This is a genomic window from Nonomuraea corallina, assembly GCF_027620315.1.
GTDB lineage: Bacteria > Actinomycetota > Actinomycetes > Streptosporangiales > Streptosporangiaceae > Nonomuraea > Nonomuraea corallina.
This window is the reverse complement of sequence record NZ_JAPNNL010000098.1, coordinates 1-25,931: the sequence shown is the minus strand read 5'-3', so window position 1 is coordinate 25,931 and position 25,931 is coordinate 1. Positions and strand designations below refer to the sequence as shown.

At 74.1% G+C, this 25,931-nt stretch carries 25 protein-coding genes and 1 pseudogene; 15 read left to right on the top strand and 11 right to left on the bottom strand.

What is annotated here, in order from left to right; all coding sequences use genetic code 11:
- Positions 1–293: 293 nt before the first annotated feature.
- The 3 genes from OUY22_RS22715 to OUY22_RS22705 form a co-directional block, all read right to left on the bottom strand.
- A complete protein-coding gene (locus OUY22_RS22715) occupies positions 294–890 on the bottom strand; it encodes an NUDIX hydrolase (RefSeq protein WP_270157111.1) in 597 nt (198 codons plus the stop codon).
- Between the two features lie 133 nt (positions 891–1,023).
- Positions 1,024–1,995: a tyrosine-type recombinase/integrase gene (locus OUY22_RS22710; RefSeq protein WP_270157110.1), complete on the bottom strand. Its 972-nt coding sequence runs from the start codon at positions 1,993–1,995 to the stop codon at positions 1,024–1,026.
- A gap of 45 nt (positions 1,996–2,040) precedes the next feature.
- Positions 2,041–3,219, bottom strand: a complete 1,179-nt coding sequence (locus tag OUY22_RS22705) for a cysteine desulfurase-like protein (protein ID WP_270157109.1) — start codon at positions 3,217–3,219, stop codon at positions 2,041–2,043.
- 99 nt (positions 3,220–3,318) lie between these two features.
- Here OUY22_RS22705 and OUY22_RS22700 point away from each other — a divergent pair, with 99 nt between their 5' ends.
- The gene (locus OUY22_RS22700; protein WP_270157108.1) at positions 3,319–4,734 is read left to right on the top strand and encodes a WS/DGAT/MGAT family O-acyltransferase; all 1,416 of its coding nucleotides are present in this window, start codon (positions 3,319–3,321) and stop codon (positions 4,732–4,734) included.
- Between the two features lie 22 nt (positions 4,735–4,756).
- Here the strand turns inward: OUY22_RS22700 and OUY22_RS22695 are convergent.
- Positions 4,757–5,695: pseudogene (locus OUY22_RS22695) on the bottom strand (RNA polymerase sigma factor); the annotation flags it as partial.
- 158 nt (positions 5,696–5,853) lie between these two features.
- Positions 5,854–6,603 (bottom strand): protein phosphatase 2C domain-containing protein, encoded by a 750-nt coding sequence (locus tag OUY22_RS22690; RefSeq protein ID WP_270157107.1) that lies wholly within the window; start codon positions 6,601–6,603, stop codon positions 5,854–5,856.
- A 156-nt stretch (positions 6,604–6,759) separates the two neighbouring features.
- Here OUY22_RS22690 and OUY22_RS22685 point away from each other — a divergent pair, with 156 nt between their 5' ends.
- Positions 6,760–7,521, top strand: coding sequence for a class I SAM-dependent methyltransferase (locus tag OUY22_RS22685; RefSeq protein WP_270157106.1), 762 nt, complete (start codon positions 6,760–6,762; stop codon positions 7,519–7,521).
- 44 nt (positions 7,522–7,565) lie between these two features.
- Positions 7,566–8,519 carry an adenosine deaminase gene (gene add, locus OUY22_RS22680; protein WP_270157105.1) on the top strand — a complete coding sequence of 318 codons (954 nt, stop codon included), beginning with the start codon at positions 7,566–7,568 and terminating at the stop codon, positions 8,517–8,519.
- 626 nt (positions 8,520–9,145) lie between these two features.
- On the opposite strand, the gene OUY22_RS22675 is transcribed toward add, so the two are convergent.
- Positions 9,146–10,348: a winged helix DNA-binding domain-containing protein gene (locus OUY22_RS22675; protein ID WP_270157112.1), complete on the bottom strand. Its 1,203-nt coding sequence runs from the start codon at positions 10,346–10,348 to the stop codon at positions 9,146–9,148.
- Positions 10,349–10,432: 84 nt separating this feature from the next.
- Here OUY22_RS22675 and OUY22_RS22670 point away from each other — a divergent pair, with 84 nt between their 5' ends.
- The 3 genes from OUY22_RS22670 to OUY22_RS22660 are packed head-to-tail and all read left to right on the top strand — an operon-like array spanning position 10,433 to position 12,348.
- Positions 10,433–10,990 carry a DUF6624 domain-containing protein gene (locus OUY22_RS22670; RefSeq protein WP_270157104.1) on the top strand — a complete coding sequence of 186 codons (558 nt, stop codon included), beginning with the start codon at positions 10,433–10,435 and terminating at the stop codon, positions 10,988–10,990.
- A gap of 46 nt (positions 10,991–11,036) precedes the next feature.
- Complete coding sequence (locus OUY22_RS22665) at positions 11,037–11,624, top strand: ArsR/SmtB family transcription factor (RefSeq protein ID WP_270157103.1); 588 nt, start codon at positions 11,037–11,039, stop codon at positions 11,622–11,624.
- A gap of 1 nt (position 11,625) precedes the next feature.
- A complete protein-coding gene (locus OUY22_RS22660) occupies positions 11,626–12,348 on the top strand; it encodes an SRPBCC family protein (protein WP_270157102.1) in 723 nt (240 codons plus the stop codon).
- Positions 12,349–12,351: 3 nt separating this feature from the next.
- Here OUY22_RS22660 and OUY22_RS22655 read toward each other — a convergent pair whose 3' ends face one another.
- Entirely contained in the window at positions 12,352–13,374 is a 1,023-nt protein-coding gene (locus OUY22_RS22655) for an ROK family transcriptional regulator (RefSeq protein WP_270157101.1), read from the bottom strand.
- A gap of 45 nt (positions 13,375–13,419) precedes the next feature.
- On the opposite strand from OUY22_RS22655, the gene OUY22_RS22650 reads away from it, so the two are divergent.
- Entirely contained in the window at positions 13,420–14,586 is a 1,167-nt protein-coding gene (locus OUY22_RS22650) for an MFS transporter (RefSeq protein ID WP_270157100.1), read from the top strand.
- Position 14,587: 1 nt separating this feature from the next.
- On the opposite strand, the gene OUY22_RS22645 is transcribed toward OUY22_RS22650, so the two are convergent.
- Positions 14,588–15,373 (bottom strand): TetR/AcrR family transcriptional regulator C-terminal domain-containing protein, encoded by a 786-nt coding sequence (locus OUY22_RS22645; protein ID WP_270157099.1) that lies wholly within the window; start codon positions 15,371–15,373, stop codon positions 14,588–14,590.
- Positions 15,374–15,641: 268 nt separating this feature from the next.
- Between OUY22_RS22645 and OUY22_RS22640 the strand changes: the two genes are divergently transcribed.
- Positions 15,642–15,827 (top strand): DUF4236 domain-containing protein, encoded by a 186-nt coding sequence (locus OUY22_RS22640; protein WP_270157098.1) that lies wholly within the window; start codon positions 15,642–15,644, stop codon positions 15,825–15,827.
- 190 nt (positions 15,828–16,017) lie between these two features.
- Here OUY22_RS22640 and ligA read toward each other — a convergent pair whose 3' ends face one another.
- A complete protein-coding gene (ligA, locus tag OUY22_RS22635; RefSeq protein WP_270157097.1) occupies positions 16,018–18,102 on the bottom strand; it encodes an NAD-dependent DNA ligase LigA in 2,085 nt (694 codons plus the stop codon).
- Positions 18,103–18,242: 140 nt separating this feature from the next.
- Here ligA and OUY22_RS22630 point away from each other — a divergent pair, with 140 nt between their 5' ends.
- Positions 18,243–18,911, top strand: coding sequence for a class I SAM-dependent methyltransferase (locus OUY22_RS22630; protein WP_270157096.1), 669 nt, complete (start codon positions 18,243–18,245; stop codon positions 18,909–18,911).
- On the opposite strand, the gene OUY22_RS22625 is transcribed toward OUY22_RS22630, so the two are convergent.
- Both OUY22_RS22625 and OUY22_RS22620 read right to left on the bottom strand, forming a co-directional pair.
- Entirely contained in the window at positions 18,872–20,071 is a 1,200-nt protein-coding gene (locus OUY22_RS22625; protein WP_270157095.1) for a Cmx/CmrA family chloramphenicol efflux MFS transporter, read from the bottom strand. The genes OUY22_RS22630 and OUY22_RS22625 overlap by 40 nt on opposite strands.
- A 52-nt stretch (positions 20,072–20,123) precedes the next feature.
- On the bottom strand, positions 20,124–20,696 hold the full coding sequence (locus OUY22_RS22620) for a TetR/AcrR family transcriptional regulator (RefSeq protein ID WP_270157094.1): 573 nt from the start codon (positions 20,694–20,696) through the stop codon (positions 20,124–20,126).
- Positions 20,697–20,806: 110 nt separating this feature from the next.
- Here OUY22_RS22620 and OUY22_RS22615 point away from each other — a divergent pair, with 110 nt between their 5' ends.
- The 6 genes from OUY22_RS22615 to OUY22_RS22590 form a co-directional block, all read left to right on the top strand.
- Entirely contained in the window at positions 20,807–21,703 is an 897-nt protein-coding gene (locus tag OUY22_RS22615; protein WP_270157093.1) for an ATP-binding cassette domain-containing protein, read from the top strand.
- A complete protein-coding gene (locus tag OUY22_RS22610) occupies positions 21,700–22,461 on the top strand; it encodes an ABC transporter permease (RefSeq protein ID WP_270157092.1) in 762 nt (253 codons plus the stop codon). Before OUY22_RS22615 ends, OUY22_RS22610 begins: the two co-directional genes overlap by 4 nt.
- A gap of 11 nt (positions 22,462–22,472) precedes the next feature.
- Positions 22,473–23,585: a sensor histidine kinase gene (locus tag OUY22_RS22605; protein ID WP_270157091.1), complete on the top strand. Its 1,113-nt coding sequence runs from the start codon at positions 22,473–22,475 to the stop codon at positions 23,583–23,585.
- Positions 23,576–24,220 (top strand): response regulator, encoded by a 645-nt coding sequence (locus tag OUY22_RS22600; RefSeq protein WP_270157090.1) that lies wholly within the window; start codon positions 23,576–23,578, stop codon positions 24,218–24,220. The genes OUY22_RS22605 and OUY22_RS22600 overlap by 10 nt, the downstream gene beginning before the upstream one ends.
- Before the next feature lie 18 nt (positions 24,221–24,238).
- Positions 24,239–25,048: a pentapeptide repeat-containing protein gene (locus OUY22_RS22595; protein ID WP_270157089.1), complete on the top strand. Its 810-nt coding sequence runs from the start codon at positions 24,239–24,241 to the stop codon at positions 25,046–25,048.
- A gap of 109 nt (positions 25,049–25,157) precedes the next feature.
- A partial coding sequence (locus tag OUY22_RS22590; RefSeq protein ID WP_270157088.1) for an AraC family transcriptional regulator occupies positions 25,158–25,931 on the top strand: 774 nt, incomplete at its 3' end.

Sequence of the window (25,931 nt, the reverse complement as noted above, 5' to 3'; positions counted from 1 at the left end):
CCGGCCCGGGGAGGCCGGTTTTCCAGCGGGGTCGTACGAGCGAGCGCGACGGTCCCGGGGGGGGGCCCCCCCCCCCCCCCCCCCCGGCCCCCCCCCGGGGGGGGGGGGGGGGCCCCAACGACGCGTTGAGGCCGATGTGGCGGTCGCCTCCTCGGCGAGATGCACAACACGGCTCCAGCCGAACGGTATTCCGTGAAGGCGGTAATTTGCGGCCCGGGGGACACAGACCACATCGGCCTTTCGATGCTAACGGACATCCGGCTGGAGGTATTCCATCCGGCCCCAAGAATCGGTCAGGTTCTGGTCCAGTGAGGCTGCGTCACGTCGAACACCCGCAGCTCACGGCCCCGCAGCGCGACTTCCGCGAACTGCCACAAAATCGCTCCCGTCGGCGCGTGGATGACGATCGAGGGCCCCAGCGGCATCTGCAGCAGCTCGCCCCGCCAGCGCGGCACCCCGGGCGCCAGGAACCGCCCCAGCGGCACCTCGTGCACCGAGGCCACCTCCCGGGGGTCGGGCACCGGCCGCTGCCTGCCGCCGAACGCCACCACCGGGGTGATGACGAACCCGGAGTCGGTGACGAAGTCGTCGAGCAGCCCGGCCACGGTCACGCCGCCGACCGCGGTCTCCTCGCGCAGCTCCCGCAGGGCCGCCTCCACCGGCCCCTCGCCGTCGTCCAGCCGCCCTCCGGGCAGCGCCCACTGCCCCGCGTTCCGCCCGCGCGGCGCCCGCCTGATCACGATCGTGTACGGGTCGCGCCGCTCGTCCTCCAGCACGCACACGGTCACGGCGGCCCGGCGGATCCCGTCGGCGGGCGGCGCCTCCCGCCGGTCGAAGGCGCGCAGGCGGGCGGTGACCAGCTCCCTGAGCTCGTCGATGGGCGGCAGCATCCGCCCAGGATCTCACGCCGCCCTGCCTGCCGGTCCTCCGAGCTTCCTGCTGAACCAGCCGGATGCGCGCTCTCCCCGGTTCCTACCGGATGATCCACTAGCCAGGCGGAGCCGTGCAGCGGGCACACCCGGCTCAGGCCAGCGGGCGCGGGGGCGGCAGGCGCAGGCGGTCCACCGCGTCGCGGCGGGTCCGCTCCGGCCGCCGGTCGTAGCGCGCCGTGGTCGCCGGCGACGAGTGCCCCACCAGCGCCTGCGCCGTCGCCAGGTCCACCCCCGCGTCCAGCAGCTCGCCGATGAACGTGCGCCGGAAGTCGTGGGCGGTGCGCGGGGAGGCCCCCGCCGAGGTGAGCCGCCGGGTCAGGATGTCGGCGATCCCCTGACCGGTCAGCGGCGCCGGCCGCCCGTCGCGGGACCGCAGCCGGCCCGCCTTGCTGATCGGGCTGAACAGCGCGCCCGCCGCCCCGCCCCGTACCGCCAGCCAGCGCTCCACCAGCCCGAGCGCGTCCGGTGTGAGATAGACCAGGCGCTCCTTGTCCCGCTTGCCGCGCACCCGCAGCGACCGCGCGCCCGGGTCGTAGTCGGCCAGCGTCAGCCCGCAGATCTCGGCCCGCCGGCAGCCGGTCGAGTAGAGCACCGCGATCAGCGCCGCGTCGCGGATCCCCGCCGCGGAGTCGTCGCACGCCGACAGCGCCGCGCCGACCACCTCCGGCGGGACGTGCTGACCCACCGGCAGCCGGGTCTGCCGCACCGGCGCGAGGTCGGCGGCCCGCGCGTAGTCCTCCGCGCCGGTCTGCCCGAGCCGCCACGCCTCCTTGAGCACCCGTCGCAGCGCCACCAGGTGCTTGTTGACGTACGCGGCCGACCAGCCCCGCTCGATCAGCATCGTGCGGATGCGCACGGTGTGCTCGTAGCGCAGCAGGTGCCACGGCTGGCCCGCGCCGGTGGCGCTCTCGTCGCCGGTGAGCAGCCGGGCCAGCCGGTCGAGACAGCCGCGCATCGTCCGGCGCGACTCGGCGCTGGTCAGCGAGTCGAGATAGACGTGGTACGGGTCGCGGGCGGGCTCGACGTTCGGCGCCGCCACCTCGGGCACGGCGGGCAGGCTCACCCGCCTGATCCTAGGCCGCCGGACCGCGGTGGCGGCAGCGGCCCGCTAGCGCAGCGCCTCCAGCAGGCGGTCCACGTCCGAACGGTCGTTGTAGTGCACCAGGCCCGCCCGCACCGCGCTGCCCGCGTCGCGGATGCCGAGCGCGGCCGTCAGCTCCCAGGCGTAGTTGTGGCCGTTCCACACGTTCACCCGGGCCGCCGCCAGCTCCTCGGCCACCTCGCGCGGCGTCTTGCCCGCGACCGTGAAGTAGGCCGTGGCCGTCCGCCGGGCGGGCTTGCCGTACACGGTGACGTGCGGCATCGACTCCAGGCCCGCCAGCAGATGGCCGAACAGCTCCAGCTCGTGCGCCTCCGCCGCGGCCATCGAGGCGAGCAGCCGTTCGCGCCGCGTCCCCGTGCCCGGCACCATCGCCGCCAGGTGGTCCACGGCCGCCGTCACCCCGGCCAGGTCGGCGAAGGCGGCCGTGCCCCACTCGAACCGTTCCGGCACCTCGTCCGCCGAGGAGTCGAGCTTGTCCGGCCGGACCGTCTCCAGCAGCGCCGGGTCGGCGATCACCGCGCCGATGTGCGGCCCCGACCACTTGTAGGCGCTCGTGGCGTAGAAGTCGGCCCCCAGCGCCTTCATGTCCACCGGGCCGTGCGCGGTCGCGTGCACCCCGTCCACGTACGTGAGCGCGCCCGCCTCGTGCGCCAGCGCGCAGATCGCGGCCACGTCGGGCCGGGTGCCGAGCACGTTGCTGGCCGCCGTCACCGCCACCAGCCGGGTGCGCGGCCCGATCAGCTCGGCGTACTGCTCCACCGGCAGCTCACCGGTCACCGGGTCCACCTCGGCCCAGCGCACCGTCGCCCCGGTGTGGACCCACGGCCGCACGTTCGCGTCGTGGTCCAGCCGCGACAGCACCACCTCGTCGCCCGGCCCCCACTGCTTGGCCAGCGCCTGGGCCAGCCGGTACGTGAGCGTCGTCATGTTCGGCCCCAGGACGACACCGTCCGGGTGGCCGCCCACCAGGTCGGCCACCGCCGCCCGGCAGCCCGCCACGATCGCCTCCGACCGGTGGCTGGCGGGGAACGCGCCGCCCACGTTGCCGATGCCCCGCAGGTAGGCGCCCGCGATCGCGTCGATGACCGGCTGCGGCGCCTGCGTGCCCGCCGCGCCGTCGAGGTAGGCGTACCCGTCGGCCAGAGCAGGGTAGGCCGCGCGGACAGATTCGAGAGGAAACGTCATGATGCCATCATGCTCTCCCCCCAGGTCCCCTCAAGGACCGCCCACCCCCGCTTGCTCAGGGCGGGCCAGAGATGGTTGGGTCAGGACAGAGGTGAACCGATGCCGCAGCTTTCCGCCCTGGACGCGCAGTTTCTCCATTTCGAGACCGCGACCAACGTGGCCAACATCGCCGGACTGGCCATCCTGGACGGCGTGCTCCACCGCGCCGACCTGCAGGACCTGCTGCGGGCGCGGCTCCCGTACGTGCCCGCGATGCGGCGCAAGCTGGCCCCGGTGCCGCTCGGCCTGGATCACCCGTACTGGGAGCAGGAGGACGACCTCGACCTCGACTACCACGTACGCGAGATCGGGCTGCCGCCCGGCGGCGACGACCGGCAGCTCGCCGAGCAGGTGTCCAGGCTCCACGCGCGGTGCCTGGACCGCTCCCGGCCGCTGTGGGAGATCTACCTGATCCACGGGCTGGCCGACGGGCGCACCGGCCTCTACACGAAGATCCACCACGCGGCTGTCGACGGCATCGGCGGCGCCGACGTGCTGGCCGCGCTGCTCGACCTGGGACCCACGCCCGCGGCGCCGCCCCCGCACGCGCCGGAGCGCGACGAGCCGCCGCCCCGGACCTCCGAGATGCTGCTGCGCGGCCTGGCCAGGATGGCGCTGAACCCGGCGCACGCGGTGCGGTTCGCCGCGCAGGCCGTGCCGCACCTGGACGAGATCCCGCTCCTGTCCGCCCTCCCCGGCAGCCACACGCTCTCCGGGCTGGCGCGCCGGGCCGCCGGGGTCGGGCAGGCCCCGGAACTGCCGTCGACGCCCGCGCCGTGGACGCCGTTCAGCGGCCCCGTCTCCCCGCACCGGCGCTTCGCGTTCGTGTCGCTGCCGCTGGCGGAGGTCAAGGCGGTGCGCAAGCGGTTCGAGGTGACGGTCAACGACGTCGTCATGGCCGTGTGCGCGGGCGCGCTGCGGCGCTGGATGGCCGCGCACGGCGGGCCGCCCGGCCGGGCGCTGGTGGCCGGGGTGCCGTTCTCGCTCCGCGAGATCGGCGACGCGCAGGCGGGCAACCAGGTCACGCTCGTGCCCGTGCCGCTGGCCGCGCACCTGGCCGACCCGGTGGAGCGGCTGCGTGACGTGCGCGACACGATGTGCCGGATCAAGGACAGGTTCGCGGTGGCGCCCGCGCGGTGGCTGCGCGAGTTCAGCGAGTCCATGCCGGCCGCCCTCATGGGGCTGGCCTCGCGGTCGGCGTTCGGGCTGCTCGGCCACACGGCGCCGCCGATCAACGTGATGGTCTCGAACGTGCCGGGGCCGCAGTTCCCGCTGTACGTGTGCGGCAGACGCCTGCTCACCCACTATCCGGTCTCGGTCATCACCGACATGAGCGGCGGGGTGAACATCACGGCCTTCTCCTACGACGGCTCGGTCGACTTCGGCGTCGTCACCGACCGGGTGATGGTGCCGGACGCGTGGGAGCTGACCGGTTTCCTGCGCGACTCCCTCGACGAGCTGCTCAACGCGGAATAACCCGTTCCGCCATCGACGTGGCTCAGCCCAGGTAGTCGCGCAGGGCCATGGCGCGCGACGGGTGGCGGAGCTTGGACATGGTCTTGGCCTCGATCTGGCGGATCCGCTCGCGCGTCACCCCGTAGACGCGGCCGATCTCGTCCAGCGTCATCGGGCTGCCGCTGGCCAGCCCGTAGCGCATGGAGATCACGCCCGCCTCGCGCTCCGACAGCTCGTCCAGCAGCGCGCGGAGCTGGTGCTGCAGCAGCGTGAAGGAGACCGCGTCGGCGGGGGAGACGGCCTCGGCGTCCTCGATCAGGTCGCCGAACTGGCTGTCGCCGTCGTCGCCCAGCGGCGTGTCGAGGGAGATCGGCTCGCGGCCGTAGCCCTGCACCTCGGCCACCCGGGCCGGGGCCAGCTCGGTCTCCACGGCGATCTCCTCCGGGGTGGGCTCGCGGCCGAGCTCGCTCTGCAGGCGGCGCTGCGCCCGAGCCACCTTGTTGATCAGCTCCACCATGTGGACCGGGATGCGGATCGTGCGCGCCTGGTCGGCCATCGCCCGGGTGATCGCCTGCTTGATCCACCAGGTGGCGTAGGTGGAGAACTTGTAGCCGAGCCGGTAGTCGAACTTCTCGATCGTCCGGATCAGGCCGAGGTTGCCCTCCTGGATGAGGTCGAGGAAGAGCATGCCGCGGCCCGTGTAGCGCTTGGCGATCGACACCACCAGCCGCAGGTTGGCCTCCAGCATGCGGCGCTTGGCCCGCTCGCCGTCGTCGGCGATCCACTCCAGGTCGGCGCGGAGCTCGTCGTCGAGGTCGTCCTCGGTGTCGAGCCGCTCCCTGGCGAACAGCCCCGCCTCGATCCGCTTGGCCAGCTCGATCTCCTGATCGGCGGTGAGCAGCGGCACCCGCCCGATCTCCTTCAGATACGTCTTGACCGAGTCGGCGCCCACGGTGGCCAGGCCATCGGCTGCGCTGTCGTCCAGTTCGATAACCTCTGCGGTCCGGGTCACGACACTCTCCTCGCTCGGCGGTGAACGGTTCGGCGGCTGCGGCGGCGTACGGGCATCGGCCCCCTGGCTCCCTGGGGAGTGACGTCCCCTCCAAGCTACCCAACGCCGCCCGATGGTTGTGACCGCCGTCACCAGGGCGGGAACGACACCCAGACCGCGGTGGCGTCGTCGTGCGGCTTGCCGTGCGGCACGCCCCTGGCGCGCTCCTGCTCGCGCACCTCCGCCAGCAGGTTCTCCGGCTCGGCGGCGCCGGCCGCCAGGCTCTCCCAGGTGCGCCCGTACCAGTCGGCCAGCCTCGTCACGCCGTCGGTGAACAGCGCCGCCCCGCGCAGCCCGGCCACCGGGACCGCGCCCGCCAGCGCCTGCTCGGCCGCCTCCGGGCAGGTGCTCGCCACCCAGAAGCCGCCCGGCCGGTTGCGCAGCGAGGCCATCAGCTCCAGCGAGTACGGCCGCCCGCCCGGCAGCCGGTCCAGCCGGTCGTCGCGGACGACCGTCACCCGCCCGTCGCGCCGCCACAGCACCACCGCCGAGTCGCAGAGCACCAGATACTCCAGCAGGTCGCCGCGGCGGCGGGCGAGCGCCACCGTGGCCGACGGCGAGTTCGGGTTGCCCAGGTCGCAGGCCCCGTCGTGAGCCTCGGCGGTGGCGGCGATCGCGGCGGACAGCACCTGCGGCAGCGGCTCGCCGCCGTCCATGCCCGGGGCGAGCGCCGCGGCGAGCGCGCGCACCAGCCACGGCACCCCGTGCCGGCACCCGGGCTCCACTCCCGGCGCCGGAGTGGCCCCGTCCAGCACCACCACCCAGGAAGGGCCGGCCAGCACGTAGTCCTCGTTCGCCCGGCCGGGCGCGGCGGCGCTCGCGTAGCTGACGCGCAGCATCGAACTCCTCGGGAATGACCATCGGAACGGCGGGTAGCGGCCAGGAAAAGCCATGCGGACATCAAGGTTTCCGTGTCGCCCCGGCGACAAACTCCCCCGCTGTCCTAGATTCCGAACACCGGCCCTAGTCCCACACATCCTTTGGTGGTGCCTCCTGTGTCACGCGCCCGTTCGAGTCTTGTCCACCAGGCCCAATACGCGCTGAAGAACCCGCGGAAGATCGTGCCGCACCTGCGGAGGCTGTCCCGCGACACCTGGCTGCGCCTGCGCACCCGCGACCACGTCGCGTACTACCGCGCGGTCATGAAGGACGACACGGCCCGCAGCCCCGAGGGCGCGGTCGGCTCCCACAGCCACCGACGCTGGCTGGCCCTGGGCCAGATGCAGTTCGACTACCTGGTCGAGCACGGGCTCAAGCCGGAGTGCCGAATGCTGGAGATCGGCTGCGGCAACCTGCGCGCCGGCCGGCTGTTCATCGACTACCTGGACACCGGCAACTACTACGGGATCGACATCTCGCCCGACATCCTCATGGCGGCCCAGGACACGCTGGCCGAGCACGGACTGGTGGACAAGCTGCCCCATCTCACCCCGGTCCGTGACCTGCGCTTCGCCTTCCTGCCCGGTGAGCACTTCGACGTCGTGCACGCCCACAGCGTCTTCTCCCACTCGCCGATCGAGGTGATCGACGAGTGCTTCGCGCACGTGGGGCGGGTCATGAAGCCGCGCGGCTGGTTCGACTTCACCTTCGACCGCACCGAGGGCAAGGAGCACCACGTGCTGCGGGAGGACTTCTACTACCGCACCGAGACGCTCGTCGCACTGGCCGCGCGCCACGGGCTCGACGCGGTCTTCATGGACGACTGGGAGCAGCTCCCGCACAAGCAGTCGAAGATCCGCATCACTCGCAGGTCATGAAATATCCGCATGCGCGGATGATCTCGGTTCCCTAAAGTGCCCGGGTGAGAGACCTCCGCGCACTGCCCAAAGCCCACCTGCACGTCCACCTCGAAAGCACCGTACGCCCCGAGACCGTCCGCGAGCTGGGCGGCCCGCCCCCCGCGCAGACGCCGTTCCGTACCTTCCGCGAGTTCGCCGATCAGCGGGCGCGAGTCCGCGAGCTGCTGCGCACGTCCGGCGACTTCCGGCGGATCGCGGTCGAGTTCTGCGCCGACGAGGCCGCCCAGGGCACCCGCTACGCCGAGGTGACCTTCACCGCCGCCTCACACGGCGAACGGGTGGGCGCGCCGGAGATGCCGCTGGAGGCGGTCCTCGACGGGCTGGCCGAAGGACGGCGGCGGTACGGCGTCGAATGCCGCGTGCTGCTCGACCACTCCCGCCGCCGCCCGGTGGAGCGCATGTGGTCGACCTACGAGCTGGCGCGGCGGTACGAGCCCGTGATCGGCATCGGCCTGGCCGGGGACGAGAGTCATCCGCTGGCCCCGTTCGCCGAGGTGTGCGACGCGGCCAGGGACGCCGGGCTGCGCCTGGTCCACCACGCGGGCGAGTTCGGCGGGCCCGGCAGCGTCCGGGAGGCGCTCACGCTGGGCCACGCCGAACGGCTCGGCCACGGCGTCCGCGTGCTGGAGGACCCCGCGCTGGTGCGGGAGGTGCGCGAACGGGGCATCGCGCTGGAGGTGTGCCCCACGTCCAACGTGCTGCTCGGAGTGGTGCCCGAGCTGGCGGCCCACCCGCTGCCGCGGCTGCGTGAGGCGGGGCTCGCGGTGACGCTCAACACCGATGGGGAGACGTCCCTGGCGGACGAGTACGCCCGCGTGCGCGACACGTTCGGCTGGACCGACGCCGAACTGGCCGACCTGGCCAGGGCGGGCGTCCTGGCGTCGTTCGCCGCGCCGGAGCTGAAGAAGGAGTTGCTGGCGGGCATCGACGCGTGGCTGGACGGTGAGGCGACGTGATCTGACGGCCTGGTGCCGGTGTTCTTACGGGGGAGTGCGGGGGAGTGCGGGGGGCCGGCTCATAAATGGTCGCGCGGGTGGCGCACCCCGCCGAGACGCTGCCAGCCCTGCCGCAGCCCTTCGTGACCGGCGGGACGCACCGCACCTTCCGCACCCACGGGAGCCGGGGCCGGGCGGGGCGCGGGCACGGCCCGTCGCGTGGGCGAGATCCGATGGAGATCGCGGGGCACGACCTCACGCGCGGCCGGGACGGCGCCCGTCAGACGGTGGCGCGGGTGCGTCGGGCGGTGGTACGGGTGCGCGCCCCGCAGGGCGTCGCGTACGCGTGCCACCCAGCAGGCGGATCCCCGCACGCTCGCGGGCCGGCCGGGCGTGGATGAGCGCGGCGGACGGCGAACTGCGGGTGCGCGGGTCGGACGGCATCCGGGCGGACAGGTTAAGGCGCGGCGGGGCGCCCGGTGGCGCCCGGAGGCGACCGGGACCGACCGGCGCGCGCATCGTCGCGCGGCGGTACGGGTCTGAAGTAGCGACTCGCCATACATGCTGGAACTCCTCGCACGAGTCTGTTACTCAGGCCTACCGCCTGCCCAGTGGGTATAAGCCCAAATTCTCACCAAGTTTCGGACTTAAGCGTGCGCTCCCACCCTTACGGGGCCGACGGTGAGCCGCGGCGTCCCCTCCAGGATGCCGCCGATCCGCTCCACCTGCCCCTCCAACGCGCTCAGCCGGTCGGCCGTCAGCTCGGCCAGCGACTCCACCGTCACCTCGATCCGCCGGCCCGAGCGGCGCTGGTGCCACACCCCGGCCACCTGCCCGTCCACGAGGAGCACCGGGTAGTTGCCCGCCTGCCCGCCCGCCAGCGCCCGCCGCGCCGCCTCTCCCGCGTACAGCAGCTCGCGCGGCCGGCCCGCGACCAGGTACGCGTCGAAGTACGGCAGCAGCCGCACCCCGTGCGGCGGCTCGTCCGGGGTTCCGGTGTCACCGGCGAGCACCCACGCCGGCCGGCCCTCCAGCCGCACCTCCTCCAGCTCGACCAGCCCGAACGCCGCCACGGCCCACCCCCGGGGCGCGCCCGCCCACTGGGCGAAGTGCTCCGGCGCGGCCGGCCCGTACGCCCGCAGGTAGGCCCTGACCAGCGCCGCCCGCCCGTCCGCGCCCTGCCCGTCTGTCGCCTGCCCATCCGCCGCTCGCGTCTCCGTGCCCCGCTCGTCCGTCGCTCGGCCGTCCTGGCGGGTGACCGGTCCCAGGTCGACCGGCGGGGCGGTGTAGGTCACCTTGCGCCCCCTGACCGGCCCGTACACGAACGCTCCCCGATGCGCCGCCAGCGCCATCGCCTGGCGCCAGCGCGGCCACATGGTCTGGAACGCCGGCATCACCAGGTCGCCCGCCCACGGCCCGGTCGCCTCGACCACCGCCTCGCTCAGCTCGTCGATCGTCAGCGTCCGCCCGTCCAGGACCTCCCGGATGGCGGCCACCACCTGTTCGGTCCGCTCCGCCGTCATCCGCACGCCCTCGGGGAACGGGCTCGTCCCGGCGGGGATCGACGACATGGCCGCCACCCACCTCGGCAGGTCACGCGCGGGCAGCAGGTGCAGGGTGCCGCGCGGTCCGTGCGTCTTGACCAGGCTCCGCTCGCCCCACAGCGCCTCGCGCACGTCCGCCCGCGTCGCGCCGTCCAGCCGGAGCGCCACCGACATCTCGGCCGCCGACATCACCTGCGCGTGCGCCCCGCACATCCGGGCCACCACCTCGGCCGGCCCACCGTCCTCCACCGGCCCGGCCAGCCCGGCTCGGGCCAGCCGCCGCGCGCTCACCTGACTCCACGTCATCTCGATCACGCGTTCACCGTACGGTGACCAGAGGAAAGGATCCTTCCGCGTTGGCCCCGGAACGATCACGCGGTACGGTCGAGCATGCGGACGTTCCTGACCTGTCTCCTGGCTGTCCTGCTGCTGGCCACGGCGTGTGGGGACGACGCCCCCTCCGACCCGAGACTGCGTGCCGAGCTCCTGGAGATGCTGCGGCAGGACCAGAAGGTCAGGGCCCCCGACGCCGCCGAGGCCGACTGGGACCGGGTCGAGCGGGCCAACACCGAGCGCATGCGGGAGATCATCGACCAGCACGGCTGGCCCGGCTACGCGCTGGTCGGCGAGGACGGCGAGGACGCCGCCTGGGCCCTCGTCCAGCACGCCGACCGCGATCTCGACCTGCAGCGCCGGGCCCTGGCCCTGCTGGGCGCGGCGGTCGCCGAGGGGGACGCGTCCCCGGGCAACCTCGCCTACCTGGAGGACCGGGTGCGCGTCGCCGAGGGCAGGCCGCAGCGGTACGGCACCCAGTGGGAGATGACCCAGGACGGCCAGTGGAAACCCCGCACGCCCATCGAGGACGAGGCCGGCGTGGAGGAGCGCCGGGCCGAGGCGGGGTTGCAGCCGCTCGCCGAGTACCTGGAGGAGCTCAAGTCGGTGGGGTAGCCTCCATACGCTTGACAACTATTTTTTTCGGTGCGATGTTGGAGGCATGTACGAAGTGACGGTGATCGAGGATCCCGCGGCGGCCGAGGCGTCGCTCGATCCCATGCGCTCCAGGCTGCTGGCCGAGCTCGTCGAGCCCGGCTCGGCGACCTCGCTGGCGGCCAAGGTCGGCCTCGCCAGGCAGAAGGTCAACTACCACCTGCGCACCCTGGAGAAGCACGGCCTCGTCGAGCTGGTCGAGGAGCGCAAGAAGGGCAACGTCACCGAACGGGTGATGCAGGCCAAGGCGGCGTCCTTCGTGATCTCCCCGGTGGCGCTGTCCGCCGTGCAGCCCGACCCCGAACGCGCCCCCGACCGGCTCTCGGCCCGCTGGCTGCTGGCCGTCGCCGCCAAGCTCGTCCGCGACGTGGGCGCGCTGATCACCGGCGCCACCGCGGCCGGCAAGCGGGTGGCCACCTTCGCCATCGACGGCGAGGTCCGCTTCGCCTCGGCCGCCGACCGGGCGGCGTTCGCCGAGGAGCTGGCCGAGGCGGTCGCCCGGCTGGTGAACAAGTACCACGACGAGCAGGCCGAGGGCGGGCGCGACCATCGGCTGGTCGTCGCCGTGCACCCCGCGGTGAAGAAGGAGCACTGAGGTGGGTCACGAGTTCGAGCTGCCCCAGGAGGCCATGGTCGAGGCGACCCCGGAGGAGGTGTGGGCGGCCATCTCGACCGGCCCCGGCATCGACTCGTGGTTCATGGGGACCAGCGAGGTGACCGGCGGGGTCATCCGCACCGCCTTCGGCGGCGGCGCGATGGAACCGTCCCGGGTGACCGTCGCGCGGGAGCCGCACCGTTTCACCCATGTCAGCGACACGGGGGCGGACGGGCGGTTCGTCGCCTACGAGTTCCTCATCGAGGCCCGCGACCGGGGCAGCACGACGGTGCGCATGGTCACCAGCGGCTTCCTGCCCGGCGACGACTGGGCGGACGAGTACGACGCGATGTCCGGCGGCCTGGCCCTGTTCTTCGCCACGCTGGTGGAGTATCTGACGCACTTCCGCGGCCGCCACGCGACCCCGGTCGCGGAGTTCGGCCCGCCGGTGAGCGACTGGCCGCGCGCCTGGGAGATCCTGTACGGCGAGCTGGGCGCCTCCTTCCCGGGTGACAAGGTCCGGCTGGACGTGCCCGGGCTGCCCACGATCGAGGGCGCCGTCTACCACCGGGGCGACCAGACGCTGGGCGTCCGCGCCCCGGACGCGCTCTACCGGTTCATGCAGGGCTTCCACGGCCCGATGATCGCCTCCCACCAGGTGTTCGGCGATGCCCAGGGCCAGGGACCCGCCTGGCGGGCGTGGCTGGAGCGGCTCTACTCGTGACGGTCACGGGGTGCCGAAGACCGCGTCGCGGGCCATCGAGAGGGCGGTCTCCACGGCGCCCTTGACCACCGGGTCGCCCTCGACCGCCGTCACCCGCACCTCGGTCGGCACCGGCGCCAGCGCCGCCAGCCCGTCGGCGACCAGGTCGGCCAGTTCCCGGCCGCCCTCCCGCCCGGTGTCGCCGGCCAGCACGACCAGCCCGGGATCCATGACGGCCACCCCGGGGAACGCGGCCTGCACCACCCGGCGGGCCAGTTCGCCGAGGTCGAGCCGGGCGACCTCCTCCCTGGTCAGCAGGGCGCAGATCGCGCCGAGCGGGGAGCCGAGGAAGCCGATCTCGCCGGCGCCGCCCGAGGCTCCCCGGCGCGGCCTGCCGCCGAGCACGACCGCCGAACCGACCCCCTCGTCCAGCCAGAGCATGATGAAGTCGTCGCACCCGGCCGCGGCTCCTTCACGGTGCTCGGCCAGCGCGGCCAGGTTCACCTCGTTTTCCAGCAGGACCGGCGCGCCCAGCAGGTCACGCAGGTGGCCCAGCAGGCCGGGCCGCCAGCCGGGCACCATCCTCGCCTCCAGCAGATCGCCGGTGTGCGGGTCCACCACTCCCGGCAGGCCCACGGCGACCGCGTCGACGGTCCGGCCGTCAGCCGCCTCGGCGACCGCGGCGGCGACCAGTCCGGCCAGGTCGCCGTCCGCCTCGCGGACGCGGGCGCCGACCGTGACGCCCGTCAGGTCGGCCACGGTCGCGCTGATGCTGTCACGGCGCACGCCGACGCCCGCCACGTGGGCGCGTCCGGCCACGATCCGGTAGAGCTTGGCGTTCGGGCCCCGCCGGTCGCCGCCGGTCTCACCGTGCACCTCCACCAGGCCGCCGGCCTGGAGCCGCTCGATGAGGTCCGACACGGTGGGCCGTGACAGCCCGGTCAGTGTCTTGAGCTGCGGCGCCGTCAGCGGTCCCTGCTCCAGCAGGAGGTCGAGAGCCAGCCGGTCATTGATCACCCGAGCCGTGCGCGGAGTCGCCGTACGCATCGAAACCTCTATCCATCAGGAACCCTGCCTGATAATTTACTACGTATGAGACATCCCCATCATCGCGCCATCGCCGCGGCCTTCGTCTTGCACGGAATCGTCACCGGCAGCCTGGTCACCCGCATGCCGTGGATCCAGGACAATCTCGGCCTGGACCCCGCCATGCTCGGGCTCGCCCTGTTCTGCCCCCCGCTCGGGGCGCTCCTGACCATGCCGACGGCGGGCCGGCTGGCCCACCGCCTCGGCGCGCGGACCGCGCTCCGCGTGCTGCTGCCGCTCCACTGCGCGGCGCTGGCGCTGCCCGCGCTGGCACCGGGACTCGGCGGGCTGTGCCTGGCGATGTTCCTGCTCGGGGCCGGCGCCGGGGCCGTCGACGTGGTGATGAACGCGCAGGGCGTCGAGGTGGAACGGCGGATCGGGCGTTCCGTGATGGCGGGCCTGCATGGCATGTGGAGCGTGGGCAACTTCGCCGGGGCCGGCGTCGGCGTGCTGGCCGGGCACGTCGGGCTCGACGCCCGCGTCCACCACGCGGTGATGGCCGCGCTGCTGGCGGCCGCCGCCGTGCCCGCCCTGCGCGGGGTCCCCGTAGGACGGCCCGCGCCCGAGGAGCAGGTCCCTCCGCGCTTCGCCCTTCCGTCGAAGGCCGTGCTCGTGATCGGCCTGGTCGGGGTGTGCGCCATGGCGGCCGAACTCTCCACCATGCAGTGGGCCGCCATCCACACCATCGCGGTCACCGGCGCGAGCGAGGCCGTCGGCGCCGGCGCGTACGCGGCGTTCGCCGGTTCCATGATGCTCGCCCGCTTCGCCGGGGACGCGATCATCGCCAGGCTGGGCCCGGTCCGCGCCGTGCGGTACGCCGCCGCGCTGGCCACGCTCGGCACCGCCGTGGTCGCGGCCGGGCGCGTCCCCGCCGTCACCCTCACGGGCTTCGCGCTCTTCGGCGTGGGCATGGCGGTGGTCGTCCCGCTGGTGTTCGCCGCCGCGGGCAACGCCGGCAGGGACACGGCCACCGGGGTGGCGGGGGTCGGCACGATGACCTACCTCGCGGGCATGGCCGCGCCCGGAGTGAGCGGCTGGCTGGCGGAGGCCACGTCCTTCCCCTTCGTGTTCTGGGTGTTCGCCGTGTTCACCACCATGATCGGCCTGCTCGCCGGGGCGTTGCGGCCCGCGGCCGCGCCGCGCGCCGTCCCGGTGCCGGCCGGGAAGGGGTGAGCTATGTCAGGCGCGACCTGGCGGCCTCGAGGCCGTCGAGGACCAGGGCGAGCCCGTGCTCGAACGCCTGACCGGACTTGCGCTCCAGATAGGCGACGGGCTCCTCGCCCGGCAGCGGCGGCTCGGAATCGACGCGCGACAGCGCCGGATAGCGCCCGGCGAACCCGGGCGCGACCTCCGCCAGAACGGCGGACCTGGTCCGCCACCACTCCTCGTCGGGGACGCCCGTCTCCGCCCCCGCCCGCCGGGTCTCGGCCACGGTGGCGGCCGAGCCGCGGACGAAGTCGGTCAGCAGGGCCACGGCGCCGCGCAGCACCTCGGGCGGCAGTCCCGTCTCCTGGAGGATCGCGGCCAGGGACTCCAGCAGGGTGAACTCGTTCGGGCCGAGCACCGGCCGGGCCTGCGAGAGCCGCAGCGCCCAGGGGTGGCGCAGGTAGAAGGCGCGCACCTCGCGGCTCCACGCCGACGCCGCGGCCCGCCAGCCGCCCGACAGGTCGTAGGAGACGGGCAGCGAGGCCAGCGCCCGGTCGTACATGAGGTCGATCAGCTCGCTCTTGCCCGGCACGTACGTGTAGAGAGCCATGCCGCTGCGGCCCAGCCGCTCGCCGACCCGCCGCATGGACAGCGCGGTCATGCCGTCGGCGTCGGCGATGGCGATGGCCGCGTCGACGATCTCGTCGACGCTCAGCCCCGGTTTGGGGCCGGGACGGGTTTCCGCGGCGGGCCCGGCCCGCCACAGCAGCGCCATCGACCGGCGTGGGTCACCCTGCCCGGCGTAGACGACCAACGTGCGGCTCCTCGGAGATCTCCTGACCCGTCGAGGATATCCGCGGCACCAGCCGGCGCCGGCACGGACGAGCCGTGCCGGCGCGCGGGCGCTGCTTCTCCTTCGGCGCGTTCCTGAACCGGCCCGGCGAACCGCCGCACGAGCCGGCCATCACGCCATGGCCGGGGCGGTGACCAGGTCACTTTGCCGAATAATCACCAAAGTCGATATATCGCGCTTTGATCGGGTAGCAGGAAGCCCGCATGCGAGACCGAACGGAGGAAGCGATATGGGTTTGAGCTACCGCAAGTCGATCAAATTCGGCCCCTTCCGGCTTAACCTGTCCCGCCGCGGTGTCGGCCACAGCTGGGGCAACCGGCTGTTCCGGGTGACCCGCGGAGCCGACGGCCGCCGTACGGTGTCGGTGAACCTGCCCGGCGGCTTCACCTGGCGCAAGACCAGGAGCCGCAGCTGACCGCCGCAGGCGACGTGATCGCAGGTCCGCGGGGCGGGGTGTGCTGGACGCGGCAGGCCCGGACGCCTCCCCGCCGCTGATCGTGAACGGCTTGTCCGAGGCCGGAGACCATCGACGACAGAGCGCCCGATCTCCCTGGCGGGGGAGATCGGGCGCTCTGTTCATGGCGGACATCACGCCATGAACAGGGTCAGATGGCCGGGGTCAGATGGCCTGCCACCAGAGTGGCGAAGTCGTCGGGGGTGATGACCTCGACGCCGAGCGACTCGGCCTTGGCGCGCTTGGCGCCCGCCTTCTCGCCCGCCACCAGCAGGCTGGTCCGGGCCGAGACGCTCGACGACGACCTGCCGCCCGCCCGCTCGATCAGCTCGTTCATCTGGTTGCGTGACAGCGACGCCAGCTCGCCGGTCATCGCGCCCGTGACCACCACGGTCTTGCCCGTGAGCGGGAGCCCGGGCGCGTCGCCGGGCGGACCGGGCTCGGCGCCGGCGTCGTGGCCGGGCTCGGTCATGTTGACGCCGGCGGCGGCGAGCTTGGCGATCAGCGGGCGCAGCTCGGCCAGCTCCGCGACCAGGAGCGTGGCCTTCTCCGGCCCCATGCCCTCCACCTCCTGGACGGCCTCGGAGTCGGCGGCCAGGATGGCGTCCATCGTGCCGAAGTGGCGGGCGATGCGGCGCGACATGGACCGGCCCGTGCCGCGCACGCCCAGCGCGCAGAACACCCTGCTCAACGGCCGGGCGCGGGCCTGGTCGAGCGCGGCGAGGAGCTTGTCGGTGCTGGTCTCGCCCATCCGGTCGAGGCCGAGGATCTGGTCGCGGGTGAGGGTGAACAGGTCGGCGAAGTCGGCGATCAGGCCCGCGTCGAGCAGCTGGACGATGCGGTTCTCGGCCAGGGTCTCGATGTCGAGCTGGTCGCGGCCCGCCGCGTAGAGGATGGACGCGACCGCCCGGCAGCCGCGGCCCCGCACGCAGCGCCAGCGCTCCTGCGAACGGTCGATCTCGCCCTGGCAGTGAGGGCACGACTCGGGGAAGACGATCTCCGTCTCCTGGCCCGTGCGCAGATGGACGACCGGCGCCTCGACCCGGGGGATCACGTCGCCCGCCTTGTGGACCATGACGTGGTCGCCGAGCATCAGGCCGCGGCGGGCGATGTCGGCGGGGTTGTGGAGGGTGGCGTAGGTGACGGTGCTGCCGTCGAGCTCGACCGGCTCGAGCACGGCCCTGGGCGCGATGACGCCGGTGCGGCCGACGCTCCACTCGACCCCGACCAGTGTGGTGATCTTCTCCGTGGCGGGCAGCTTGTAGGCGATCGCCCAGCGCGGCGCCCGCGTGCCGAACCCGGCCGCCGCCTGGTCGGCCGCGCTGTCGGCCTTGATCACGATGCCGTCGATGCCGAACGGCAGCGTCGCCCGCGCCGCGGCCACCTCGCCGACCCGCTCCTGGATCCGCTCCACCGACGTGGCCACCACGGCGGCCACCGGGGTCGCCGCCGTGGTCGCCACCCCCAGCTCGGCCACCAGCTCCATGATCTCGCTGTGCGGCAGCTCCCGCAGGCGGGCCGCCAGCTCGGAGTCGTCGTCGGGCGGCAGCGGCAGCGCGCCGTAGCCGAAGAACGTCAGCTCGCACACGTACGGCCGGTCCTTGGCGCGCAGCGTGCCCGCGGCGGCGCTGCGCGGGTTGGCGAAGGTCGTGCCGTCGTGCGCGCGGCGCTTGGCGCAGGCGGCGTCGAACTGCTCGGCCGTCATCAGCACCTCGCCCCGGATCTCCACGGTGACCGGCCGTGACAGCCGGCGCGGCAGCCCGGTGATGGTGCCGATCCCGTGGGACACGTCCTCGCCGGCCACGCCGTCGCCCCGGGTCACCAGCCGCGTCAGCCGGCCCGCGTGGTAGCGGGCCGAGACCGCCAGGCCGTCGAGCTTCGGCTCCACGCTGAAGGCCGCCACCGGGCGGCCCAGCCGCCGCTCCAGGCCCGTCACCCACTTGGCCAGCTGCTCGGCCGAGAACACGTTGTCCAGGCTGAGCATCGGCACGGTGTGCGGCACGTCGCCGGTCACCGCGCCCCCGGCCACCTTGCCGGTGGGGGAGTGGGGCAGCACCTCCTCGGGGTGGGCTGCCTCGTACGCCTGGATGCCGCGGAACAGCCGGTCGTAGGCGTCGTCGTCGAGCGCCGACTCGCCTGCGCCGTAATAGGCGGCGTTGGCGTCGACGGCCAGCTGCACGGCCTCGGCGTAGGCCGCGCCGTCGGCGAGGACGGTGTGGGGCGGGGTGTCGGTCATGGCCTCATCCTGCCAATCACGACTGACAAACCGGCACGACAACCGGCCTGCCGCAGTGGTGGGGGCGACGCCGCTCGCACGGCGACCGGATCATGCAGGATGAAGACGGCCGGGGGTTCCGACACGAAGAGGGGTCGAGCATGGCAGGCGTCAAACGGATGGGCGATCTCCTGCACCGCACCGCCTTCCGCACCCTCTCCCTGCTGGGCTCCCGGGGTCAGGGCGCGCTCCTGCGGCGCTACTTCGACTGGTGGCACCGCAATCCCGACCCGTGGCGCATGGGGACGGACGCGTACGAGCAGGCCAAGTACGCCGCCACCCTCGCGCAGGTCCCCGGCGGCCGCTACCGGCGGATCCTGGAGGTGGGGTGCAGCGAGGGCGTCTTCACCGGGCTGCTGGTGGACGCCTACCCGGAGGCCGAGGTCACCGGCCTCGACATCTCCGAGCGGGCGCTGGCCAGGGCGGCCGAGCGGGTGGCCAAGGCCGGCGACCGGACCACGCTGCTGGCCGCCGACATCCTCACCTTCACCTCCGAGCACCGCTACGACCTGGTGTTCTGCGCCGAGACGCTCTACTACCTCGGCCGCCGCGACCGGTTGCGGCTGGCCAGCGCGCAGCTGACCCGCCTGCTCGCCCCCGGCGGGGTCCTGGTGCTGGTGCACCCGTGGCCGGAGGCCAGACGGCTGCACCGGTTCGTGCACGCCGGGCCGTTGACCCAGGTGAGCGAGGTGGTGGACGGCTCGGGGCACCGGCCGTTCTCGGTGTGCGTCTACGAGGCGCGGACGACCGGCTCGACCGGCGCGTCCTGAACCGGGGGCGCCGGGGGGAGCGCCCGGGCCAGCGCCACCGTGGCCAGCGCCACCAGGCCCAGCCCGGCCCCGATCCAGCCGGTCGACGCGTACCCGTACCCCCATTCCAGCGCCAGCCCGCCCAGCCAGGGGCCTGCGGTGATGCCGACGTTGAAGGCCGACACGTTCACCGACGCCGCCAGCGTCGGCGCGCCCGCGGCCAGCGTGAACACGCGGGTGTTCAGCGCCGGGTTGACGGCCATGCCGAACCCGCCCAGCAGGAACGCCAGCGGCACCACCGCCCACGCCGCAGCCGCGCCCAGCCCGATCCCCGCCGACACCAGCGTGACGCCGGTCAGCCCGGCGAACAGCAGGGCGAAGGGCCGCAGGTCGGCCACTCGCCCGCCGAGGGTGATCCCGATCAGCGAGCCCAGCCCGTACAGGGCGAGCACGCCCGCCACCCAGCCCGGCGCCAGGCCGGTGGTCTCGACGAGCAGGGCGGCGAGGTAGGCGAAGGTGACGAGCACGGCGGCGGTGGAGACGGCGGTGGTGACGCAGGCGAGCCAGATCTGGGGCCGGGCGAGCGCGCGCACCTGGGCCCGCAGGGACGGCGCTCCGCCGTATGGGGCCTGCGGGCGGGTGGCCGGGATGGTCGCGACCACCCCGGCGGCGGCGACGGCCGAGAGCGCCGCGACCGCCCAGAACGCGGCGCGCCAGCTCAGACTCTGCCCGACGAGGGTGCCCGCGGGCAGTCCGATCAGGGTCGCCACCGTGAGACCGCCCGCCACCACGCTCATCGCCCGGCCCCGGGCGTCGGCCGGCACCAGACTGAGCGCGGTCACGGCCGCCACCGCCCAGAATCCTGCGTACACGAACGCCCCCACCACGCGGGTCGCCAGCAGCACCCCGTAGGAGGAGGTCAGCGCACCCACCACGTGCGAGATCACGAACACCGCCATGAAGGCGAGCAACGCGGTGCGCGGCGGCCAGCGCAGCGTCAGCACGGCCAGGATCGGGGCGCCCACGAGCATCCCCACCGCGAACCCGGAGATCAGCAGGCCCGCGTCGGGCACGGACACGCCCAGGTCGGCGGCCATCTCCGGCAGCAGCCCGGCGAGCATCAGCTCCGAGGTGCCCTGGGCGAAGATCGCCACACCCAGGATGTAGACGGCTAACGGCACGGGAGTCCCTCCATTTTGGATATATCAGTACAAAATGAGAGCCGAAAAAACCTCAGAAGGCCCGCAGCGTGGTCGCGGCGATGGCCTCCAGCGCGGCCCGGTCGCCGCCGCCGCGTACCGTCACCTGCATGCCGCCGATCGCGGCCATGAGGAACTGCGCGAGCGCCTCCGGATCCCGGTCGGGAGCCAGCTCGCCCTGGGCGCACGCTGCCGCGAACGCGTCGCGCAGTCCGGCCACCCGCTCCCGCTGATGGCGCCTGGCCAGCGCGGACAGCTCCGGATCGCGCGGCCCCAGCTCCACCAGGGCGTTGACGACCATGCAGCCGGGCGGGTCGCCCTCGGCGCGCTCCACCACGCCCCACAGCAGCGCGCGCACCTTCTCCCTGATGGGCAGCGGGCTCTCCAGCAGCTCCGCCATCTCGGCGTCCCGCTGTTCCATGTAGCGCCGCAGGGCCTTCTCGAACAGCTCGCGCTTGCTCGCGAAGGCGTTGTAGATGCTGCTGCGGCCGAGCCCGGTGGCCGAGCACAGGTCCTGTGTCGAGGTGGCCTCGTAGCCGGACTCCCAGAAGGCCCGCATGGCCGCCTCGACGGCCTGCTCCTCCTCGAACGTCCTCGGTCGTGCCATGTCCCGTACGATAGCGTTTTGGACTGATCGATTCAATACGGGAATCCGCCATACGAGTCGGCGGGCGGCCTCGTGGTCGCGGCGTCCCCGCCCGCCTACCGTGACATCACATGATCACCCTTGACCGGCTCACCAAACGGTACGGCGAGCGCATCGCCGTCGATGGCCTCACCCTTCGCGTGCGGCCCGGCGCCGTCACCGGATTCCTCGGCCCGAACGGCGCCGGCAAGTCCACCACGATGCGCATGATCCTCGGTCTGGACCGGCCCACCTCCGGCGCCGCGCTCGTCGGCGGCGTCCCGTACCACCGGCTCGACCGCCCGCTGCGCGTCGTCGGGGCCCTGCTCGACGCCCGCGCCGTGCATCCCGGCCGCAGCGGCAGGGCGCACCTGCTGGCGCTCGCCCGCGCCAACGGCATCCCCGCCGCCCGCGTCGCCGAGGTGCTGGAGCGGGTGGGGCTGGAGCCGGTGGCCGGCAAGCGGGCCGGCACGTACTCGCTGGGCATGAGCCAGCGTCTGGGCATCGCGGCGGCGCTGCTCGGCGATCCCGAGGTGCTCATGTTCGACGAACCCGTCAACGGGCTGGACCCGGACGGGGTGCGCTGGGTGCGCGAGCTGATGCGGTCGCTGGCCGCCGAGGGCCGCACCGTGTTCGTCTCCAGCCACCTGATGAGCGAGATGCAGCTCACCGCCGACCACCTCGTGGTGATCGGCAGGGGACGGCTGCTCGCGGACGCGCCGCTGTCGCGGCTGCTGGCGGCCACCGAGGTGCTGGTGCGCACCCCGCACGCGGACGACCTGGCGGCCCGCCTGGCCGCCGAGGGCCTGACGGCCGTCCGGCGCGGCGAGAACGACCTGCTGGTCGCCGGCGCGAGTGCGGCGCGGGTCGGCGACCTGGCCCACGACGCGGGCGTCCGGCTGCACGAGCTGAGCCCGCGCGAGCCCTCGCTGGAGCAGGCCTTCCAGGAGCTGACGGCCGGCAGCGTCGAGTACGGGGCGGCCCGATGAGGAACGCGGTGGCGGCCGAATGGGTCAAGCTCCGGTCGATCCGCTCCACCTGGCTGTGCCTGGCCGGCGGCGTGGTGGTGAGCGTGCTCGGCGCGGTCGCCCTGGGCGGCGCGGCGGCGATGGAACAGCCGGCGGTCCAGGCCACCGAGCCCGCCGTGTCGGTGATGCTGTTCTCCCAGTACGCGTCCATCACACTGGCCGTGCTGGCCGTCACCACCGAGTACGCCTCCGGCACCATCAGGCCCACGCTGCAGGCGGTGCCGGTGCGCGGGCGGATGCTCGCGGCCAAGTCGATCGTGGTGGCGCCCGTGCTGTTCGCGACCGGGGTGCTGGGCGGGGCGGTCGCCGCGCTCTGCGCGTACCTGGTGCTGCTCGCGCCGGTGTTCCCCGCGCCTGCCGTCCTCGACCCGGCCGAGGCCGCGGCCGACCTGCTGGGGCTCGGCGTCTTCCACGCGCTGATCGGCGTGCTGGCCGTGGGGGTGAGCACGGCGCTGCGCGGCTCGGCAGGGGCGCTCGCGGCGCTGTTCATGGTGACGCTCGGGCTGCCGCTGCTGCTGGTGATGACGGGCGGCGCGGTCGCGCTGGAGGTGTCGCTGCGGCTGCCGACGTTCGCCGGGATGGCGTTCCTGGAGAGCACCGACAACCTGACCGGCGGGCCGCTCCCGTACCCGCCGGGAGAGGGCCTGGCCTGGCTCGCCGCCTGGACCGCGCTGGCCCTGGCCGCCGGCCACGCGGTGCTGCGCCGGCGCGACGCCTAGACTGCCGAGCCGTGGACGTCATCCTGCGCAGGTTCGCCGGGGTGGTGGCCGGGGCGGTCACCGCAGGAGCCGAGCTGCTGCTCCTCGCGCTGGCCTGGCCCGCCCGGGCGCGCTGGGCGCCGCGGCTGGTGGCGCTGGAACGCGCCCGGCTGCGGACCCTGCTCGGGTACGACACCGAGCCAGGCGACGGCCGTCTCGTGGCCTACCTGGCGGCACGCGCGGCCGTCGGCCTGGCCGGCGGCTACCTGACGGTGGCGGCGGCCTTCGTCGGCGGGCTGTTCGCGGCCGGCGCGGGGTGGGTCCTGGCGACCGGGTCCGCCACCCCGGTGGCGCTGCGCTTCCCGGGCGTCAGACTGGTCACCGACAGCCTGGTCATCGGCCTGACGTGCGCCGCCGTGCTGGTGGCGCTCGCGGCGCTCGGCTGCTGGGCGACCGTGGCCGCCGAACGGCGCCTGGCCGCCCGCTTCCTCGGCCCCGGCGAACGGGAGCGGATGCGGCGGCGCATCGCCGAGCTGACCGCCACCCGCTCCGGCATCGTGCGCGCCGTCGACGACGAGCGCCGCCGCATCGAGCGCGACCTGCACGACGGGGTCCAGCAGCGCGGCGTCGCCCTGGCCATGCTGCTGGGCCGGGCCCGCCACCGGCCCGCCGACGCCGCCGACCTGGTGGACCAGGCCTACGCCGAGGCGCGCCGGCTCCTCGACGAGCTGCGCAGCGTCGCCTGGCGCGTCTATCCGACCGCGCTCGACGAGCTGGGGCTGCGCGCCGCGCTCGCCGGGGTGGCCGAGCGCTCGCCCGTACCCGTGACCCTGCACTACCGGCTCGGCGGGCGGCCGGCGCCGGAGGTGGAGACGGCGCTCTACTTCGTCGCCAGGGAGGCCATCACCAACGCGGTCAAGCACGCCCGCGCCCGTGACATCCTGGTCGTGATCGGCGAGGACGGGAAGGCGGTGCGGGTGGACGTCTCCGACGACGGCGCGGGTGGGGCCGACCCGTCCGGCGGCGGCCTGGCCGGGCTGGCCCGCCGGGTGTTCGCGCTCGACGGCACGTTCGAGGTGGTCAGTCCCGCCGGAGGCGGCACCCGGGTGAGCGCGACCCTGCCCAGGGAGCCGCCGTGCGACTGATCCTGGCCGAGGACTCCGTGCTCCTCCGCGAAGGGCTGGCCAGGCTGCTGGAGGACGCCGGCCACGCGGTCGTGGCCGCGGTCGGCGACGCGCCCGCCCTGGTCGAGGCCGTCGCCGCGCACCGGCCCGACGTCGCCGTGGTCGACGTGCGGATGCCGCCGACCCACACCGACGACGGCCTGCGCGCCGCGCTGCGCATCCGTGAGAGCTGGCCGGAGGTGGGCGTGCTGGTGCTGTCGCAGTACGTCGACAAGACGTACGCGGCCCAGCTGCTGGCCGGGTCCGGCGACCGGCTGGGCTATCTGCTCAAGGACCGGGTGTCGGAGGTGGCCGAGTTCCTCGACTCGCTGGAGCGGGTGCACGCCGGCGGCACCGTCATCGACCCCGAGGTGGTCCGCCAGCTGCTGGCCCGGACCGGCCGCGCCGACCCGCTGCGCCGGCTCACCGGCCGCGAGCGCGAGGTGCTCCACCGGCTGGCGCAGGGGTACGCCAACGGGGCGATCGCCGCATCCCTGCACCTATCATTGAGCACGGTCGAGAAGCACATCCAAGCCATCTTCGACAAGCTCGAGTTGCCGGCCGCCCCCGCCTACAGCCGCAGGGTGCTGGCGATCCTGCGTTATCTGGACGACTGACCGGGGGCGACGACACGCGTGCACGATCTCCACGATCTCAGGGCCGACTGCGGGAGCTGTTCCGGCCTGTGCTGCGTGGCGCTGCCCTTCTCCCGCTCCGCCGACTTCGCGGCCGACAAGGCGGCCGGGGAACCGTGCCACAACCTGGGGGCCGACTTCCGCTGCGGCATCCACCGCGACCTGCGGCGCGAAGGTTACCCCGGCTGCGTGGCCTACGACTGCTTCGGCGCGGGGCAGAAGGTCTCCCAGGTCGTGTACGCGGGTCAGGACTGGCGGCGGCGGCCCGGGTCCGCCCGTCAGATGTTCGCCGTCTTCCCGGTGGTGCGGCAGCTCCACGAGTTGCTGTGGTACCTCACCGAGGCGCTCGCCCTGCCCGCCGCCCGGCCCCTGCGCCCCGGCCTGCGCGAGCTCCTCGACGAGACCGAACGGCTCACCCGCGGCACCCCCGAGGAGATCCTCGCGGTCGACGTGGCCGCCTGCCGCGCGCGGGCCAACCCCTTGCTGCTGCGCGCCAGCGAGCTGGCCCGCGCCGGGCTGCGCGGCAAGAAGCGCAGGGGAGCGGACCTCATGGGCGCCGACCTGAAAGGCGCCGACCTGCGCGGCGCGGACCTGCGCGGCGCCTACCTCATCGGCGCCCGGCTCAAGGGCGCCGACCTGCGGCGGGCCGACCTCATCGGGGCCGATCTGCGCGGCGCCGACCTGAGCGGCGCCGACCTGACCGGCAGCCTCTTCCTGACCCGGTCCCAGCTCGGCTCCGCGCAGGGCGACGCCGCCACCAAGCTGCCGCCCGCCCTCGACCGGCCCGGTCACTGGACCGCCGCCCGCTGACCCGCGCTCTGACCGAGTACGCCGGTCCGCGTGACGGATAGCCCGGAAGACGACTAATGCTCCGGGGTGCCACCGGTTTGCGGGAGCGTCTACCGTTATGCTCCCCGGCATGGACGTGCTGTCGGACGCGGTCACCGCGGCGCTGGCCGGCCGCCCGCACGCCGGCCGCGTCGTCAGGAAGGCGCCCTTCGCCGACAGCGTCCCGGCGGGGGAGGGGGCCGCGTTCCACGTCGTGCTGCAGGGCTCGTGCCTGCTGCTGCCCCCGGACGGCGAGCCGGTGCCGCTCACGGTGGGCGACGTGGCGTTCCTGCCCAGGGCCGCCGCGCACGGGCTGGCCGCTCCCGCGTCCGCGCCGCCCGGCGGCACCACCGTGCTGCTGTCCGGCGGCTGTCCGATGGACGTGGACCGGGCCCACCCGCTGCTCGCCGAACTGCCCGACCTCCTGCACCTGCCCGCCAAGGTGGGCCGTGACCCGGCGCTGCACACGGCCGTCGACCTGCTCGGCCAGGAACTCGACGCGCCCGGCCCCGGCGGCGACGCCGCCCTGCCGGCGCTGCTCGACCTGCTGCTGCTCTACCTCCTGCGGGACTGGCTGGCGGGGCGGCCAGGCGGCTGGGCGGCTGCCCTGCGCGACCCGGCCGTGGCCGCCGCCCTGCGCGCCGTCCACGCCGACCCGGCCCGGCCGTGGTCCGTCGAGGAGCTGGGCAGGAGAGGCGGGCTGTCCAGGGCGGCGTTCGCCCGGCGGTTCGCCGCGCTGGTGGGCCGGCCGCCGCTGGCGTACCTCACCTGGTGGCGGCTGACCACCGCCGCCCGGCTGCTCCGCGACACGGACGCGCCGCTCACCGCCATCGCCGCCCAGGTCGGCTACGGCTCCGAGCCCGCG